The 15,593-nt window shown below is 51.9% G+C and carries 14 protein-coding genes; 9 read left to right on the top strand and 5 right to left on the bottom strand.

Features of this window, described 5'->3' with window-relative positions; all coding sequences use genetic code 11:
- Positions 1-3: 3 nt before the first annotated feature.
- The 6 genes from OGW16_RS17025 (at position 4) to fucO (ending at position 6,675) form a co-directional block, all read left to right on the top strand.
- Complete coding sequence (locus OGW16_RS17025; protein WP_003034055.1) at positions 4-987, top strand: ABC transporter permease; 984 nt, start codon at positions 4-6, stop codon at positions 985-987.
- Between the two features lie 73 nt (positions 988-1,060).
- On the top strand, positions 1,061-2,011 hold the full coding sequence (locus OGW16_RS17020) for an ABC transporter substrate-binding protein (protein ID WP_003034057.1): 951 nt from the start codon (positions 1,061-1,063) through the stop codon (positions 2,009-2,011).
- A 53-nt stretch (positions 2,012-2,064) separates the two neighbouring features.
- The gene (locus OGW16_RS17015; RefSeq protein ID WP_047409018.1) at positions 2,065-3,645 is read left to right on the top strand and encodes an FGGY-family carbohydrate kinase; all 1,581 of its coding nucleotides are present in this window, start codon (positions 2,065-2,067) and stop codon (positions 3,643-3,645) included.
- Between the two features lie 66 nt (positions 3,646-3,711).
- Positions 3,712-4,710 carry a LacI family DNA-binding transcriptional regulator gene (locus OGW16_RS17010; RefSeq protein ID WP_043017413.1) on the top strand — a complete coding sequence of 333 codons (999 nt, stop codon included), beginning with the start codon at positions 3,712-3,714 and terminating at the stop codon, positions 4,708-4,710.
- A gap of 141 nt (positions 4,711-4,851) precedes the next feature.
- The gene (gene fucA / locus OGW16_RS17005; RefSeq protein WP_003034062.1) at positions 4,852-5,499 is read left to right on the top strand and encodes an L-fuculose-phosphate aldolase; all 648 of its coding nucleotides are present in this window, start codon (positions 4,852-4,854) and stop codon (positions 5,497-5,499) included.
- 27 nt (positions 5,500-5,526) lie between these two features.
- Positions 5,527-6,675, top strand: a complete 1,149-nt coding sequence (gene fucO, locus OGW16_RS17000; RefSeq protein ID WP_286515118.1) for a lactaldehyde reductase — start codon at positions 5,527-5,529, stop codon at positions 6,673-6,675.
- Positions 6,676-6,755: 80 nt separating this feature from the next.
- On the opposite strand, the gene xni is transcribed toward fucO, so the two are convergent.
- From xni to queF, 5 genes are all read right to left on the bottom strand, one after another.
- Positions 6,756-7,511, bottom strand: a complete 756-nt coding sequence (gene xni / locus OGW16_RS16995; protein ID WP_286518639.1) for a flap endonuclease Xni — start codon at positions 7,509-7,511, stop codon at positions 6,756-6,758.
- A 110-nt stretch (positions 7,512-7,621) separates the two neighbouring features.
- Positions 7,622-8,989 (bottom strand): L-serine ammonia-lyase, encoded by a 1,368-nt coding sequence (locus OGW16_RS16990; RefSeq protein ID WP_043017410.1) that lies wholly within the window; start codon positions 8,987-8,989, stop codon positions 7,622-7,624.
- A gap of 53 nt (positions 8,990-9,042) precedes the next feature.
- A complete protein-coding gene (locus tag OGW16_RS16985; RefSeq protein WP_043017409.1) occupies positions 9,043-10,332 on the bottom strand; it encodes an HAAAP family serine/threonine permease in 1,290 nt (429 codons plus the stop codon).
- Between the two features lie 562 nt (positions 10,333-10,894).
- On the bottom strand, positions 10,895-12,259 hold the full coding sequence (gene ppnN / locus OGW16_RS16980) for a nucleotide 5'-monophosphate nucleosidase PpnN (RefSeq protein WP_003840366.1): 1,365 nt from the start codon (positions 12,257-12,259) through the stop codon (positions 10,895-10,897).
- A 113-nt stretch (positions 12,260-12,372) separates the two neighbouring features.
- The gene (queF, locus tag OGW16_RS16975) at positions 12,373-13,221 is read right to left on the bottom strand and encodes an NADPH-dependent 7-cyano-7-deazaguanine reductase QueF (protein WP_043017408.1); all 849 of its coding nucleotides are present in this window, start codon (positions 13,219-13,221) and stop codon (positions 12,373-12,375) included.
- Between the two features lie 68 nt (positions 13,222-13,289).
- Between queF and syd the strand changes: the two genes are divergently transcribed.
- The 3 genes from syd to truC all read left to right on the top strand — a co-directional run bounded on the left by syd (position 13,290) and on the right by truC (position 15,578).
- Positions 13,290-13,835: a SecY-interacting protein gene (syd, locus tag OGW16_RS16970; protein ID WP_075145690.1), complete on the top strand. Its 546-nt coding sequence runs from the start codon at positions 13,290-13,292 to the stop codon at positions 13,833-13,835.
- Positions 13,836-14,466: 631 nt separating this feature from the next.
- On the top strand, positions 14,467-14,796 hold the full coding sequence (locus OGW16_RS16965; RefSeq protein WP_047413389.1) for a YqcC family protein: 330 nt from the start codon (positions 14,467-14,469) through the stop codon (positions 14,794-14,796).
- Positions 14,796-15,578: a tRNA pseudouridine(65) synthase TruC gene (gene truC, locus OGW16_RS16960; RefSeq protein WP_075145691.1), complete on the top strand. Its 783-nt coding sequence runs from the start codon at positions 14,796-14,798 to the stop codon at positions 15,576-15,578. The genes OGW16_RS16965 and truC overlap by 1 nt, the downstream gene beginning before the upstream one ends.
- Positions 15,579-15,593 lie beyond the last annotated feature (15 nt).

Raw genomic sequence — 15,593 nt, 5'->3', positions numbered from 1 at the left:
TTTATGACTATCTCTGTAACCTCTTCAGACAGCAATAATAAGAAAATAAAAATTAATAAAGAACTTTTAATGCGCCTTGCGCCGCTTTTGAGTCTGATTATTTTAGTAATATTTTTTAGCTTCGGTTCGCCATTTTTCTTTAACACTGAAAACATTATGACAATTGCCCTGCAAACGTCGGTGATTGGCATCATGGCGATTGGCGTTACCTTCGTCATTATCACTTCAGGAATCGACCTTTCTCTTGGCTCGGTCGTGGCCTTTTCTGGTGTTGCGGTCGGTATCAGCGCCACGCTGGGACTGCCTCTGCCCGTATGTATTCTGGCGGGGGTGCTGGCCGGGGGATTATGCGGCTATATCAACGGCCTGCTGGTCACCAAAATGACTATCCCGCCTTTTATTGCCACGCTGGGCCTGATGATGTCCGTCAGAGGCATCAATATGGTGATGACGGATGGTCGTGCGATTTATTTCGCAGATTACCCCACCTTCAAAATGCTGGCCCAGGGACGTTTGTTCGATGTGCTGCCTTATCCCGTTTTTTACCTGGTAGTGGTGGCGTTAATCGCCGCCTACATCCTGAAGAAAACGGTGATTGGTCGCTATGTTTACGCCGTGGGTAGCAATGAGGTGGCCGCACATCTTTCCGGTATTAAAGTTCAGCGCGTCAAAATTTTCGTCTACGCCTTTTGTGGTCTGCTGACCGGGATTGCCGGGGTGATTCTGGCCTCTCGTTTGAACTCTGGTCAGCCAACGGTCGGCGTGGGATATGAGCTGGAAGCCATCGCGGCGGTTGTTATTGGCGGTACGAGCCTGATGGGCGGAATTGGCACCATCGGCGGCACGATCATCGGCGCATTCATTATGAGCGTGCTGAAGAATGGCCTGAACCTGATGGGCGTTTCCCAGTTCTGGCAAATGGTAGCCATGGGCGTGGTGGTCATTGCCGCGGTTTATCTCGACACATTACGCAAAAAAATTCGTTGATTTACGCTCCCGGAAGTCACGGGGCATCATAACCCTGACGTTTAGGGTGACTCACTCAGAACGGAGTAAAACAATGAGAACCAGGAATTTTGTCTATGCGTTATCCCTGCTGGCCTGTATGACATCCAGCGTATTGGCTAAAGATATGAACCTTCCGGTGGTCAGTAAAGGTTTCCAGCATGAATTCTGGCAAACCGTAAAAATGGGGACGGAAGCGGCAGCAAAAGAGTTGGGTGATAAAACCAGCTATGTTGGCCCGGCGGATGAAACTCAGATTGCCGAGCAGATTCAGTTAGTTGAAAACGCGATGGCGCAAAAACCGAATGGGCTATTACTGGCCGCGTTAGATGCCAATGCGCTGGCGCCATTAGTTGAGACCGCAAATTCACGCGGCATTAAAGTTGTGACGTTTGACTCCGGCGTGAATTCCGATATTCCGGTGAGCTTTGTCGCTACGAATAACCGAAAAGCCGGTGCTGAAGCCGCAGACGCGCTGGCAGCGGAAGTGGGCAGCAAAGGGAAAGTGGGCATTATTGCGCACGTAGCAGGGACTTCTTCAGCGATTGAACGTTCGGAAGGGTTTATTGCCCGTATGAAGGAGAAATATCCGGATATCCAGGTGCTACCGGTCCAGTACAGCGATGGCGATCCGCAAAAAGCGATGGATAAAACCATCGATATGATCCAGGCCAACCCGGATATCGCAGGAATTTATGGTACGAATGAAGGCTCAACGCTTGGCGTAGCAAACGCTATTGATAGCCAAAATCTGAAAGGCAAAGTGAAGGTGATTGGTTTTGATAGCACCGAGGCAATCATTGCTTTCCTGAAGTCCGGAGTGATTCAGGGATTTGTGGTGCAGGACGCTTATCAGATTGGCTACCAGGGTATTAAGACGCTGAATGCAGCGGTATCGGGTCAGTCTGTACCGAAAGAAATTGATATTCCGGTGAAATTTGTCAGCGCGAAGAATATTGATACGCCAGAAATTGACAAGCTGTTACACCCATTCGGTAAAAAATAAGACCGTTGGGGCGAGGTGCTCGCCCCATCATTAGCCAGCGTCAGGGAGTTACTATGGGCAGTGGATATTTCCTCGGTGTGGATGTCGGTTCCGCCAGCGTCAGGGCGGGTGTCTTTGATGCCAGTGGCAAACGGCTGGCTTTTGCGACTCGTTCCATCTCGCAGTTTCGACCAGGTCCTGAGCGGGTTGAGCAGTCATCTGCAGAAATCTGGCAGCAGGTTTGCCATGCAGTGAAGGAGGCGGTGTCGTCATCCGGGGTTTGCATTGAGGATATTCGCTCATTGGGTTTTGATGCCACCTGTTCATTGGTAGCACTGGACGAACAGGGGCGGGGACTGGCGGTTTCCCCCGGCGAACCGTCAGACCATAACATCATCATGTGGATGGATCATCGTGCGGCGCAGGAGACGCAGCGTATTAACGCCACGCAGGATCCCTCTCTGCGCTATGTTGGCGGTGAGGTCAGCGTCGAAATGGAGCTTCCCAAAGTGCTATGGCTGAAAAACCATTTTCCAGCCACCTGGCAGAGTGCGCATCGATTCTACGATTTGGCGGACTTTCTGGTCTCTAAAGCTACCGCCACTGATGTTGCGGGGTTGTGCACGCTAACCTGTAAATGGAACTATCTGGCACATGAACAACGCTTCAGCCACTCCCTGCTCGATGCCGTTGAATTAACGGATTTATTGGGCAAAATCCCGTCGCGTATTCTGCCGCCAGGCGCTGGCGTTGGAACGCTTAGCAGCGATGCGGCCCAGGCGCTGGGGCTGACGACTGCAGTGGTCGTCGCCAGTGGAATGATTGATGCCCATGCAGGCGGAGTGGCGCTAGCTGGTGCCGAGCCTGAGGGGACGTTGGCGCTGATCAGCGGAACGTCAAATTGCCATATGCTGTGCAGCCGGCACGAAATTCATACGCCAGGCGTATGGGGACCATACTGGTCAGCCATGCTGCCAGGCTACTGGCTGACGGAAGGGGGACAAAGCGCCGCCGGGGCGTTAGTCGACTGGACGCTTCAGGAGTCAGGTGCCAGCGCTGAGCTGTTTAACAAAGCTGAAGCGCGGGGGTGCCATCCCATCGTTTTAGTTAATGAGTGGGTTGCAGCACTTGAGGAGCAGGAGTCAGAGCCTGGTCGTTATTTGCATGTGCTGGCCGATCACCACGGTAATCGTTCGCCGCGCGCGCGACCCGATGCCCGGGGGAGTGTGTGTGGTTTAACGCTGGAACGAGGCGAGATGCAGGTTGCTCGTCTGTACCTGGCGACAATACAGGCGATCGCCTGCGGTACGCGACATATTATGGAGGTGATGCGCGAAAACGGTCACACCATTTCCCGTCTGACGCTGTGCGGCGGCGCAACGCATAACCCACTGTGGTTGCGAGAATATGCCGATGCCACCGGATGTGATATTCATCTTATGCAGGAAGAGGATGCGGTAACGTTAGGTGCGGCCATTACCGGCGCGGTGGCATGCGGCGCGTGGACCACGATTCCGTCCGCATGTCAGGCGATGGTTCGATCGGGCGAGGTGATCAAGGCTAACCCAGCACGGCGGAACTTCTATGATCGTAAATACCAGGCTTATCTGATGCTGTGGGATCAGCAGCAGGCGATTAACCAACTTATGCAGTAAGACAAAAGTTTAAAATACTTTTATGATTGGGGATTGACGTTTTTGGATGTGAACTGGGGCATATAAATGGCTAAAACAGTAGAACAGATAGCCAGCGATCTGAATTTATCGGTTACGACCGTACGACTGGTGCTGAACGGGAAAGCAGAGCAATATCGAATCAGTGTCAAAACCCAAACGCGTATTAATGAATATGTCGAGCGCTATGGTTACGTCATTAACCATTCAGCACGCAGCCTGAAATTGAATAAAACGGATACGTTAGGATTGATAGTCCCTAATATTTCCAACGTGTTTTTTGCCACACTTGCAGAAAAACTTGAGCAACGCTGTCGCCGTTCTGGTTATCAGCTAACGATTAGCTGTACCTATGACGATGTTGATTACGAAAATAAACTGACCAAAGCGTTAATCGCGCGCAATGTCGATGGCCTTTTTATTGTTCCTTCAACGTTAGAGAATCAGCAACACCATTTACGTCAGGTCAGGAAACCAATGGTGTTGCTTGACCGTGATTTTAAGTATACCGACAACGCACTGGTTGAAAGTCATAACATTTTGGGCGGCGAAAAATTGACGCAAAGTTTGTTTGACGCTGGAAAGTCGCCGATCTGGTTTTTAGTAGGGGATACCGGATTACCCAGCATTGGTGACCGTTTGCAAGGTTATCTTAATGCATTGAACAATAATGGTATTTTTCACAGAGATTGGGTGCGCGAAGGTCCGGATAACACACCTGAAGGTGGTTATCGACTCATGGATGAGTTGATCGGTGAACAGGACTGTCCGCAGGCATTTATCGCCTCATCATTACCCGTACTGGAAGGGGCCATTAACGCTATTCGTAATCGTTTAGGCACTATTCCACCAGAAATTAATATTGGGACATTCGATGAACACCCAATGCTGGGATTCCTCGCCAATAATGTCTGGTCAATGCAACAGGATGAAAATGTCTGGGCGGAAAAAGCATTCGATATGATGATGAGTGCTATTGATGACCGGCCAATTAAAGAAACTGTAAAAGTTGAAATGAAACTAATTAAGCGCGTAAGACAACCATAATTCGTCGCTAAAAATAAATCGGCCAACTGAATCTGAATAAATACATTCAGTGGTTGCCTGTACCTGAAACCTGACCCGTCTTATTCTGCGGCTGCATTTTTCGCAATAAAGACGAGGGGAAACTGTACCCGGAGAATCATTATGGAAAGAATGCGTTTGTCGCGAGAAATCATTGAAACCTGTCTGGAAATGACCAGCCTTGGATTGAATCAGGGGACGGCGGGAAATGTGAGTGCGCGTTATGAAAACGGGATGCTGATCACGCCCAGCGGTATTCCTTACGAAAGACTTACTGAAAACATGATCGTGTATGTAGATAACGACGGGAAATATGATAAAGGACAATTACCCTCCAGTGAATGGCGTTTTCACCTGGCGGCATACCAGACGCGTCCGGATGCCAATGCGGTTGTCCATAACCATGCCGTACACTGCACCGCCGTTTCAATTCTCAATCGCCCTATCCCGGCAATTCACTACATGATTGCAGCGGCGGGGGGAAACTCTATTCCGTGTGCGCCTTATGCGACGTTTGGTACACGAGAGCTGTCAGAGCATGTGAGCGTCGCCCTGAAAAACCGTAAGGCAACGCTTTTACAGCACCATGGGTTGATTGCTTGTGAAGCGAATTTAGAAAAAGCACTGTGGTTGGCGCATGAAGTGGAAGTTCTGGCCCGCCTGTATCTGAGCACGCTGGCGATTGTTGACCCAGTTCCGGTGCTGGATGACGAAGAGATCGCCATTGTGCTGGAGAAATTCAAATCTTACGGATTACGCATTGAAGAGTAATTTCGCATAGCGAAAAGGAGATATACGATGGCGAACAGAATGATTCTGAACGAAACGGCATGGTTTGGCCGGGGAGCTGTTGGCGCGTTAACCGATGAAGTCATCCGTCGTGGTTATCGCAAGGCGTTGATTGTGACAGATAAAAATCTGGTACAGTGCGGCGTTGTTGAAAAGGTGACTTCCCGAATGGATGCTGCAGGTCTGGCATGGGAAATCTATTCAGGCGTTATCCCTAACCCAACCATTGCGGTGGTGCAGGAAGGATTGGGTATGTTTCAGCAAAGTGGCGCAGACTATCTGATAGCCATCGGCGGAGGCTCCCCGCAGGATACCTGTAAAGCGATTGGCATTATCCATAATAACCCTGAGTTTGCAGATGTGCGCAGCCTTGAAGGGTTATCGCCGACGCGCAGCCCGAGCGTACCGGTTATGGCAGTCCCAACCACCGCGGGAACGGCAGCGGAAGTGACCATTAACTACGTGATCACTGACGAAGAGAACCGGCGTAAGTTTGTTTGTGTCGATCCACATGACATCCCGCAGGTGGCGTTCATCGATGCTGACATGATGGACGGCATGCCCGCTGCATTAAAAGCCGCCACAGGAGTGGATGCACTGACTCATGCCATTGAAGGGTACATCACGCGGGCGGCGTGGGCGCTTACCGATGCGCTGCACATCAAAGCCATCGAAATTATTGCCGGGGCATTACGCGGTTCGGTCGCGGGCGATAGCCAGGCGGGTGAAGCGATGGCGCTGGGCCAGTACGTTGCCGGAATGGGTTTTTCCAACGTTGGCCTGGGATTAGTGCATGGCATGGCACATCCGTTAGGCGCGTTTTACAACACGCCGCACGGCGTTGCGAATGCCATTTTGCTGCCGCACGTGATGCACTATAACGCCGAATTTACCGGGGAAAAATTCCGCGATATCGCCCGGGCGATGGGGGTTAAGGTTGAAGGCCTGACGCTGGCAGAAGCACGTAAAGCGGCGGTGGATGCTGTCTTCGCCCTTAACCGTGATGTAGGGATCCCACTGCATTTACGCGATGTTGGCGTACGCAAAGAGGATATTCCTGCACTGGCGCAGGCGGCATTTGACGATGTTTGTACCGGGGGAAATCCGCGTGAAGCGAGCCTTGGGGATATCGTCGAGCTATACCATACCGCCTGGTAATCACCTGGCGTTTATCCGGCCTGCTGGGTTGTACGATAAGTAGGCCGGATAAGGTGTTGACACCGCATCCGACAATAAGGCTACCGCGCCAGGCGTAATTGCTGTAGGTTTCCGTCGATATGTAAGTCCGTTTGCAGCCGCGCGATATCGCGGCACAGAAACGCCATCTCCCGATGTTCTTCGAGTTTCTTGCGCCATTTCTCCGGTACGTCATTCAGATGTTCATACAACGCTTCCAGCGTTGGAAACTGCGTCAGCAATTGTGTGGCGCTTTTGGGTCCAATACCGGCAACCCCTGGAACTTTAGAACTGCTGATCCCCGCCAGTCCCCAGTAATCAGGCAACTGTTGCGGTAGTACGCCGAACTCTTTCTCGATAAAGGGCGCATCCAGCCAGCGTTTCTGGAAATAGTCCCGAATACGCAGCGTTGGGGAGAGTAGCTGACAATAGCCTTTATCGGTTGAAACGATGGTTGCCTGATGTCCCGCCTGGCAAACTTTAACCGCCAGAGTAGCGGCTAAATCATCGGCTTCATTCCCGCTGGATTCCCAGCAGCAGACGCCGCGCTGTTCAAAAGCAGCGCGTAAGGCGGGCATTTCCTGGTGTAAATCGTTAGGCATTGGCGGGCGACCGGCTTTGTAGTCAGGTAAGCGTTGGTGACGCCAGCCGCTGTTGCGCGCCTCGTCATCAAATACCGCCACGGCGTGCGTGGGCTGACTGTGCACAATCAGCTGATCAAGTGCGTGCTGGCACGTCTCCACGCAGGGTGAGCCCTGTACGGCGTGAATACGGCGGATGAGATTCAGTGCATCAACAATGAGCAGATGGACGGCCACGGTGTTCTCCCTAACAAATCAGTCTGTAGGGTAACATTCACGGCGAAGGGAGGCGAATAGTTGGCAGAAAAACAGGAAGAGGCCTCGCAAAAGAGGCCTCTTCAGGGGACTTAATCGCAGGTGACAATCTTCATCGCCAGACCACCGCGAGAGGTTTCGCGGTATTTGGCATTCATGTCTTTACCGGTTTCGTACATGGTCTCGATAACTTTATCGAGGCACACGCGCGGTTCACTGGTACGGCGCAGCGCCATACGCGCGGCGTTAACTGCTTTAACCGAAGCAATAGCGTTACGCTCAATGCAGGGTACCTGTACCTGGCCGGCAACCGGATCGCAGGTCAGACCCAGGTTATGTTCCATACCGATTTCCGCCGCAATGCACACCTGCATTGGGCTACCGCCCAGCAGTTCAGCCAGACCGGCCGCAGCCATGGAGCAGGCAACACCGACTTCACCCTGACAGCCCACTTCGGCGCCAGAGATAGAGGCGTTCATCTTGTACAGTGAACCAATGGCGCTCGCGACCAGCATGTAGCGTGCCAGCGAGTTAGCGTTCACTTCGCGAATAAACTTGTCGTAGTACGCCAGTACAGCAGGAACAATCCCGCATGCGCCGTTGGTTGGCGCGGTAACCACGCGTCCACCGGCAGCGTTTTCTTCGTTCACGGCCAGCGCGAACATGTTGATCCAGTCAACAACCGCCATCGGGTCAGTGGTGGTTTTATCGCTGCTGACCAGCATACGACGCAGCGCCGCAGCACGACGCGGAACGCGCAGTTTGCCTGGCAATACGCCTTCGGTGGTGATACCGCGCTCAATCCCGCTACGCATCACTTCCCAGACGTTGGCAAAGTGCTGTTCCAGCTCTTCTTTGCTGTGCAGCGCCAGTTCGTTTTGCATCATCAGACCAGAAAGCGACAGGCCGGTTTCCTGGCAATGACGCTGCAAATCAGCCGCAGATTTATACGGATACGGCACGTTTACCGGAGAGTTGTTCGGTAAACCAAAATGTTCTTCATCAACGATGAACCCACCGCCAATGGAATAGTAGGTCTGGCTGTAAATGGCTTTTTCGCCCGCCAGTGCGGTAATACGCATCCCGTTTTCGTGCAGGGACAGATTGTCCGCATGGAAATTCATGCACTTGTCGACCGGGAACTCAACCTCATGTTGACCGTCCGCCAGCAGCAAACGTCCATGAGTATTCACATCCTGGATAAAGGCCGGGATGGCATCAATGTCTACGGTATCCGGCAGATTACCCGCCAGGCCCATAATAATCGCGATGTCGGTATGGTGACCTTTCCCCGTCAGAGACAAAGAGCCATAGACATCAACCACTACGCGGGTTACGTCAGTGAGAATTCCGCGTGCAATCAGGTCATCCGTGAATTGTTTGCCTGCTTTCATCGGGCCAACAGTATGGGAGCTGGAAGGGCCAATGCCGATTTTAAAAATATCGAATACGCTAATCATGAGGCGTCCATTGTGTATCGAGGTGCGCCGCCCCGAAGAGCGGCGCAGGGGAATTAACTGAACAGAGAGTAGAAAATAGCGGAGATAGCGATCAGGCCCATAATCACAACGAAGACGTTGCTGATATGGCCGCTGTATTTACGCATTGCCGGTACTTTCTGAATGGCATACATCGGCATCAGGAACAGAATCATCGCGATGATCGGGCCACCCAGGGTTTCAATCATACCGAGGATGCTCGGGTTCAGCGTCGCCACAATCCAGGTGGTTACCAGCATGAACAGCGCAGTGATTTTGTTCAGTTTGTTGATTTCGATGGTTTTGCCTTTGCCGCGCAGAGACTTAATCACCATACCGTTGAAACCTTCACGCGCGCCCAGATAGTGGCCGAGGAAGGATTTGGTGATAGCGATAATCGCGATGATCGGTGCCATCCAGGCGATGATCGGCGCGTTAAAGTGGTTTGCCAGGTAAGACAGGATAGAGATGTTCTGCTCTTTCGCTGCAGCCAGGTCCGCTGGGGACAGGCTAAACACGCAGCTGAAGACGAAGAACATTACGGTCAGCACCATCATGATGTGAGCGAATGCCAGGATCTTAGAGCATTTTTTCTCAGCTTCATCACCGTATTCTTCACGCTTCGCCACGGCGAAGGAGGAGATGATTGGTGAGTGGTTGAAGGAGAACACCATTACCGGAATTGCCAGCCACAGGGTCAACAGCAGGCCGTTGCCGGTGGTTGCTGCAGAATCAAAGGACAGGGTTTCCAGAATCGCACCGCTCCACTGAGGGATCAGGTACAGCGCCAGCAGCATCAGAGCCGCAACGAACGGGAATACCAGGATGCTCATCGCCTTCACGATCATCTGCTCACCGAAGCGCACGATGGTCATCATGCCAACAATCAGGATTAGAGACAGGATTGCGCGCGGCGGCGGCGTAATCGCCAACTGGTGGGTCAGGAAGCTTTCAACGGTGTTGGTGATTGCAACGCTGTAGACCAACAGAATTGGGTAGATAGCGAAGAAGTAGAGCAGGGTAATCAGTTTACCCGCGCCGACACCAAAGTGTTCTTCTACAACTTCGGTGATGTCTTCACCCGGATTTTTACCGGACAGCACGAAGCGAGTCAGACCGCGGTGTGCAAAGAAGGTCATTGGGAAAGCAAGGATCGCCATGATGATAAGCGGGATCATGCCGCCTACGCCTGCGTTAATCGGCAGGAACAATACACCCGCGCCAATCGCCGTGCCGTAAAGGCCCAGCATCCACATGGTGTCTGTCTTGCGCCATGCGCTGCGGGTCTGGCCCGTAACGATAGTGCTGGTTTGAGTGTTTTCCATCTATTTCTCCTGGAGGAAGCTTAAAAAGTCGGGTTTGGGTTCAATCCAATGAGAAAGCACCCGACTGTAAATCGAAATTCGTTGAGCGATTTTTTATATAATTTTTCGCCGTAATAATTTGCGGGCGGAAAGATACATTTTAGTAATGGATGTATCAGTGATCGGGATCCCAAATGCAATAATCCACCTTTTATGTGGATAAATTTGGGCCATTAATCTGTTAAAAAATAGTCAAAGCGAATTTACGGGCGCGAAGGCTAACATTAACGACATATCTCATGAAAGCGAAGGCGCGAAGATAGGCGTGTTAAGCTGTAAAAACTGTTGTTTTTAGAGGATTTTGGCGACTAATAATAATTTCCTAAGATAAATCACGGTTGGGTTTTTAAGGTAATCGTTTGCGTGCCGCTTCTTTTTTAATGAAATATCACTGATATTTATATGATCCTCTGAGCTATGTGACTGGTATCACTAAAAAAAGCCGAGAGGCTAATGCGCCAGACCCGGCTTTAATATGGACAAAACTGTCACCGCGATAGCGTCTGCTGGCGGCTGTTGAAGGTTAGGCGCAGATCTCGTAGCAAGGGATATACGCAGAGCCTGGTAACTTCATACGATGCTGTGCAACAAAGCCCTGCAGGAGATCGTCCATGCGGCGCATCATCTCACGGTCACCGTGGATTTTGTACGGGCCAAACTCTTCAATGGCGCGGATCCCAACTTCCTTCACGTTCCCCGCCACAATACCCGAGAACGCACGACGCAGGTCGGCCGCCAGTACTTCAACGGGCTGATCCGGGTACAGCTTAAGGTTAGCCATGTTTTCATGGGACGGCTCGAACGGCATCTGCAAATCCGGTGCGATACGAATCGACCAGTTAAAGCTGTAGGCATCGCCAGTGTCGCGGCGGTTCTCTTTCACCAGCGGCATCGCTTTTTTCATCAGACGCGCCACTTCCGCTGCATCGTCAATGATAATGCGATAGTGGCGACGCGCATCTTCCCCCAGCGTGTGCACGATAAATTCGTCCAGCACGCGGAAGTAATCGGCGCTCTCTTTTGGTCCGGTCAGGATCAGCGGTAAAACCTGATCTTTGTTGGCCGGATTCATCAGGATCCCCAGCAGATACAGCAGCTCTTCTGCTGTCCCTACGCCGCCCGGGAAGATGATAATACCGTGGGCGATACGCACGAACGCCTCCAGACGTTTTTCAATGTCTGGCATGATGATCAGTTCGTTAACCAGCGGATTAGGCGGCTCTGCGGCAATGATTGACGGTTCGGTCATACCAATAAAGCGACTGTCTTTGTATCGCTGCTGGGCGTGACCGACTGCAGCGCCTTTCATTGGCGCTTCCATCGCCCCCGGACCACAGCCGGTACAGATGTTCAGTTCACGCAGGCCCAACTGGGTGCCTACGCGACGGGCGTACAGGTATTCATTCTCGTTGATTGAGTGACCGCCCCAGCAGACGACCATGTTCGGCGCTTCGCCAACGTGCAGTGCCCGGGCATTACGCAGGATCGAGAATACGAGGTTGGTAATATGCACCGAGCTTTCGAGATCCAGATGCTGAAAACGACCGGCGTTATGGATCTGGCCATTGACGAACAGAATGTCGCGCAGCACGGCAAACAAGTTGGCCTGTAGCGCGCGAATAATGCGTCCATCAACAAACGCATCTTCAGGCGGGTTGATCAGTTCCAGCTTCACGCCCCGTTCGCGGCGCAGCACGTTAATGTCGAAACTTTCAAAGCGGGACAGCAGCTCTTTGCTGTTATCGGTCAAACTGCCGGAGTTCAGAACGGCAAGCGAACAGTTACGAAACAGTTGATACAGGTCGCTGCTGGCCGTGCGTTTAAGCATATCGACTTCCAGCTGCGACAACATGTCCATTGAGCCAAGCGGGCTAATATGTGTAATCAAGTAAACTCCTTACGGGACGAGAGACATCATCCTCTACTGATTACAATAGCCCTGGCTTATGACCTTTCACAACCTTGTGCGCGGAATCGGGCACGCAAAATTGAGAAAAAAGATTACTGACGCACCAGACGACCCGTTGCCGGAGTGAAGTCGGTGTTGGTGCGCCATGGGTTAATGTCCAGACCGCCACGTCGCGTGTAGCGCGCGTAGACGCTCAGTTTCTCCGGCTGGCAGAAGCGCAGAATGTCATTGAAAATGCGCTCCACGCACTGCTCGTGAAATTCATTATGGTGGCGGAAGGAGACCAGATAACGCAGCAGCTTCTCCCGGTCGATTTTGCGTCCGCGATACTGAATTTGTATGGAGCCCCAGTCTGGCTGGTGGGTGATCAGGCAGTTAGATTTCAGCAGATGGCTGACCAGCGTCTCTTCCACCGCTTTTTCACCGCTCACGGCGTTTTCCAGATACTCAGTGCTGAACTGGTAGTTATCGATGACGATATCCTGATTATCTATACAGGTGCCGTTAAAGTGGGCAATCGGCTGTCCTTCCAGTTCGTCAAGACGGTACAGCGCCACGCTGACATCGCCCTCAGCACAAGTGCGCAAATCGTTTTCCAGCGTCTGGCGTACCGCTTCCCAGGAGTCAAAACGCGTCTGGTTAAAACTGTTCAGGTACAGCTTAAAGCTTTTCGATTCAATCAGATTTACGCTGGTGTAATCCAGTTCTACATGACCGACCGCGACCTGCGGTAAACCGTTGGCATTCAGCCACGACAGTTCATACAGCGTCCAGATATCGGCACCGTGAAAAGGCAGATTATCGGCCTTTAAATCCAGTGGGTCGCGGTTCAGGCTGCGCGGGACGCCCTGCAGCAGGCTGGCATCGTAATTGTCACGGTAATCCGTTGATTTACCGAGAGTCAGGCCATCAAGCGCCTGATGATTTTCATAAGAGGACATGTTTCACCGTCATAAACCAGATACACTATGCGACAAGTGTATCCTGGCTTTTGTGAAGAGAGAAATCAGTGGACGAATTGACAGCGCAGGCGTTGACAGCCTTTACGACACGTTATTGCGACGCATGGCATGAAAAAAACAACAGCTGGCCGCTCAGTGAAGAGCTGTATGGCGTACCTTCTCCGTGCATCATTTCTTCCACAAACGATGCGGTTTACTGGCAACCTCAGCCTTTTGTTGGCGAAAAAAACCTCAACGCGGTTGAACGGGCCTTTGATATCGTGATACAACCTGCGGTTCACGCTTTTTACACCACCCAGTTTGCCGGGGACATGCACGCGCAGTTTGCGGATGAAAAGTTAACGCTGCTGCAAACCTGGAGTGAAGATGACTTCAGGCGCGTTCAGGAAAACCTGATTGGTCATCTGGTCACGCAAAAGCGCCTCAAGCTATCGCCTACGCTTTTTATTGCCACACAGGACAATGAGCTCGATGTCATTTCGGTGTGCAATCTGTCCGGTGAAGTGTGCAAAGAAACGCTGGGAACCCGTAAAAGAAAGGTGCTGGCGGCCTCACTTGCGGAATTCCTCACTCAACTTAAGCCAGTTCTGTAATCCAGTTTGCCCTGAACCTTGTGAGAGATCTCTTACAAACCCTGTAGGACATTGCCAGGTAATAAGCGAAGACTTAATCAACGGATAAAATGATAATTCCTTATTATTCAGTTTGTTAATGATTCGATGTCAACTTTCATACGAAAATAATCTTAAGGGTATGTCTGTAAGCGTCTTGTAAGACAAGGCGAAACAGGCGATTCTATATCTGTCGACAAGGAGTCGCACAACGAAGAGAACATCAGGATGATGGCTCTTCGCCAGGACACACCAGAACGGTGTTACAAGGACAGGCTTCAGGATGAAGCAAAGCGGAAAACGCTGGATGCGTTAAAGGACACCTCCAGGACGGAGAATGAGAGCCGGTCAGGATGTTCGGCGGGTCAGGATGGCCAGGACACTTCAGGATGAAGTTTTCACATCGGGGTGATGTGAGCAGGATGCAAAAGTTCAGGATGAACACGGTCGCAAGACCACAGGAAAAGTTGTCACGGATGAGCAGGGAGCACTAAAAGTAGCTGGAATGCTGCGAAACGAACCGGGAGCACTGTTTTTACAGTGCTCCCTTTTTTTATTTCCCTTCACTAGTGCTATTCTTCGCGCCAGATTTTTCATCATTGAGGTTAATTTCATGACGACTCATGACCGTGTGCGCCAGCAGTTACACGCGCTTGAAGCGCTACTGCGTGAACATCATCATTGGCGGATGGATGAGCCTGCAGACCATCTGTTTACCAGCACGCAGCCTTTTTGTATGGATACCATGGAGCCGGTTGAATGGCTGCAATGGGTATTGATTCCCCGCATGCATACGTTGATTGATAACGCGCAGCCGCTTCCACAGGCTTTTGCCGTCGCACCGTATTACGAAATGGCGCTGGCTGCCGATCATCCGCAACGCGACATCCTCCTGACTGCATTGCAGGAGCTGGATGCGCTGTTTACAAGTGATAACACCTGATGCTGGAGATCCTCTATCAGGACGAATGGCTGGTCGCAGTCAATAAACCTTCGGGCTGGTTAGTTCACCGCAGTTGGCTCGACCGGGATGAGAAAGTGGTGGTGATGCAAACGGTACGCGACCAGATTGGTCAGCACGTTTTTACCGCCCACCGACTCGACAGGCCGACCTCCGGCGTGCTGCTGATGGGGTTGTCCAGCGAAGCCGGGCGTTTGTTGTCTCAGCAGTTTGAACATCATCAAATTCAGAAACGCTATCATGCGATTGTGCGTGGCTGGCTGATGGAGGATGCCGTACTGGATTATCCGTTAGTCGAAGAACTGGATAAGATCGCCGATAAGTTTGCTCGTGATGATAAAGGCCCGCAGCCTGCCGTCACCCATTATCGCGGTCTGGCGACGGTGGAGATGCCGGTAGCGACCGGGCGTTATCCGACTACCCGCTACGGACTGGTGGAGCTGGACCCTAAAACCGGTCGAAAACACCAGCTCAGACGCCATCTGGCACACTTGCGCCATCCGATTATCGGTGACAGCAAGCACGGTGATTTGCGGCAAAACCGCAGCGCCGCAGAGCATTTTGGCTGTCAGCGCCTGATGCTGCATGCCAGCCAGCTTGCGCTGACTCATCCTTTTACCGGCGAACCGCTGGTGATTCGCGCCGGGCTGGATGATGTCTGGATGCAGGCGCTATCACACTTTGGCTGGCGTGGACTTCTCCCTGAGAATGAAAGGGTTGAGTTCAGCGGGCTGTCAGGTCAGGATGAGCAAATAGATTCTTAAGTCCAGGAGATTACG

The organism is Citrobacter sp. Ce104, assembly GCF_030334595.1.
GTDB classification, from domain to species: domain Bacteria; phylum Pseudomonadota; class Gammaproteobacteria; order Enterobacterales; family Enterobacteriaceae; genus Citrobacter; species Citrobacter europaeus.
Note: the sequence above shows the minus strand (reverse complement) of the source record. Positions and strands in the feature narration are given on the sequence as shown.

What these genes read in the sequence shown, in the direction of transcription:
- OGW16_RS17025 (WP_003034055.1), top strand. Translation starts at nt 4, where the DNA reads ATGACTATCTCTGTAACCTCTTCAGACAGCAATAATAAGAAAATAAAA.
- OGW16_RS17020 (WP_003034057.1), top strand. Translation starts at nt 1,061, where the DNA reads ATGAGAACCAGGAATTTTGTCTATGCGTTATCCCTGCTGGCCTGTATG.
- OGW16_RS17015 (WP_047409018.1), top strand. Translation starts at nt 2,065, where the DNA reads ATGGGCAGTGGATATTTCCTCGGTGTGGATGTCGGTTCCGCCAGCGTC.
- OGW16_RS17010 (WP_043017413.1), top strand. Translation starts at nt 3,712, where the DNA reads ATGGCTAAAACAGTAGAACAGATAGCCAGCGATCTGAATTTATCGGTT.
- fucA (WP_003034062.1), top strand. Translation starts at nt 4,852, where the DNA reads ATGGAAAGAATGCGTTTGTCGCGAGAAATCATTGAAACCTGTCTGGAA.
- fucO (WP_286515118.1), top strand. Translation starts at nt 5,527, where the DNA reads ATGGCGAACAGAATGATTCTGAACGAAACGGCATGGTTTGGCCGGGGA.
- OGW16_RS16990 (WP_043017410.1), bottom strand. Translation starts at nt 8,989, where the DNA reads ATGATTAGCGTATTCGATATTTTTAAAATCGGCATTGGCCCTTCCAGC.
- OGW16_RS16985 (WP_043017409.1), bottom strand. Translation starts at nt 10,332, where the DNA reads ATGGAAAACACTCAAACCAGCACTATCGTTACGGGCCAGACCCGCAGC.
- queF (WP_043017408.1), bottom strand. Translation starts at nt 13,221, where the DNA reads ATGTCCTCTTATGAAAATCATCAGGCGCTTGATGGCCTGACTCTCGGT.
- OGW16_RS16965 (WP_047413389.1), top strand. Translation starts at nt 14,467, where the DNA reads ATGACGACTCATGACCGTGTGCGCCAGCAGTTACACGCGCTTGAAGCG.
- truC (WP_075145691.1), top strand. Translation starts at nt 14,796, where the DNA reads ATGCTGGAGATCCTCTATCAGGACGAATGGCTGGTCGCAGTCAATAAA.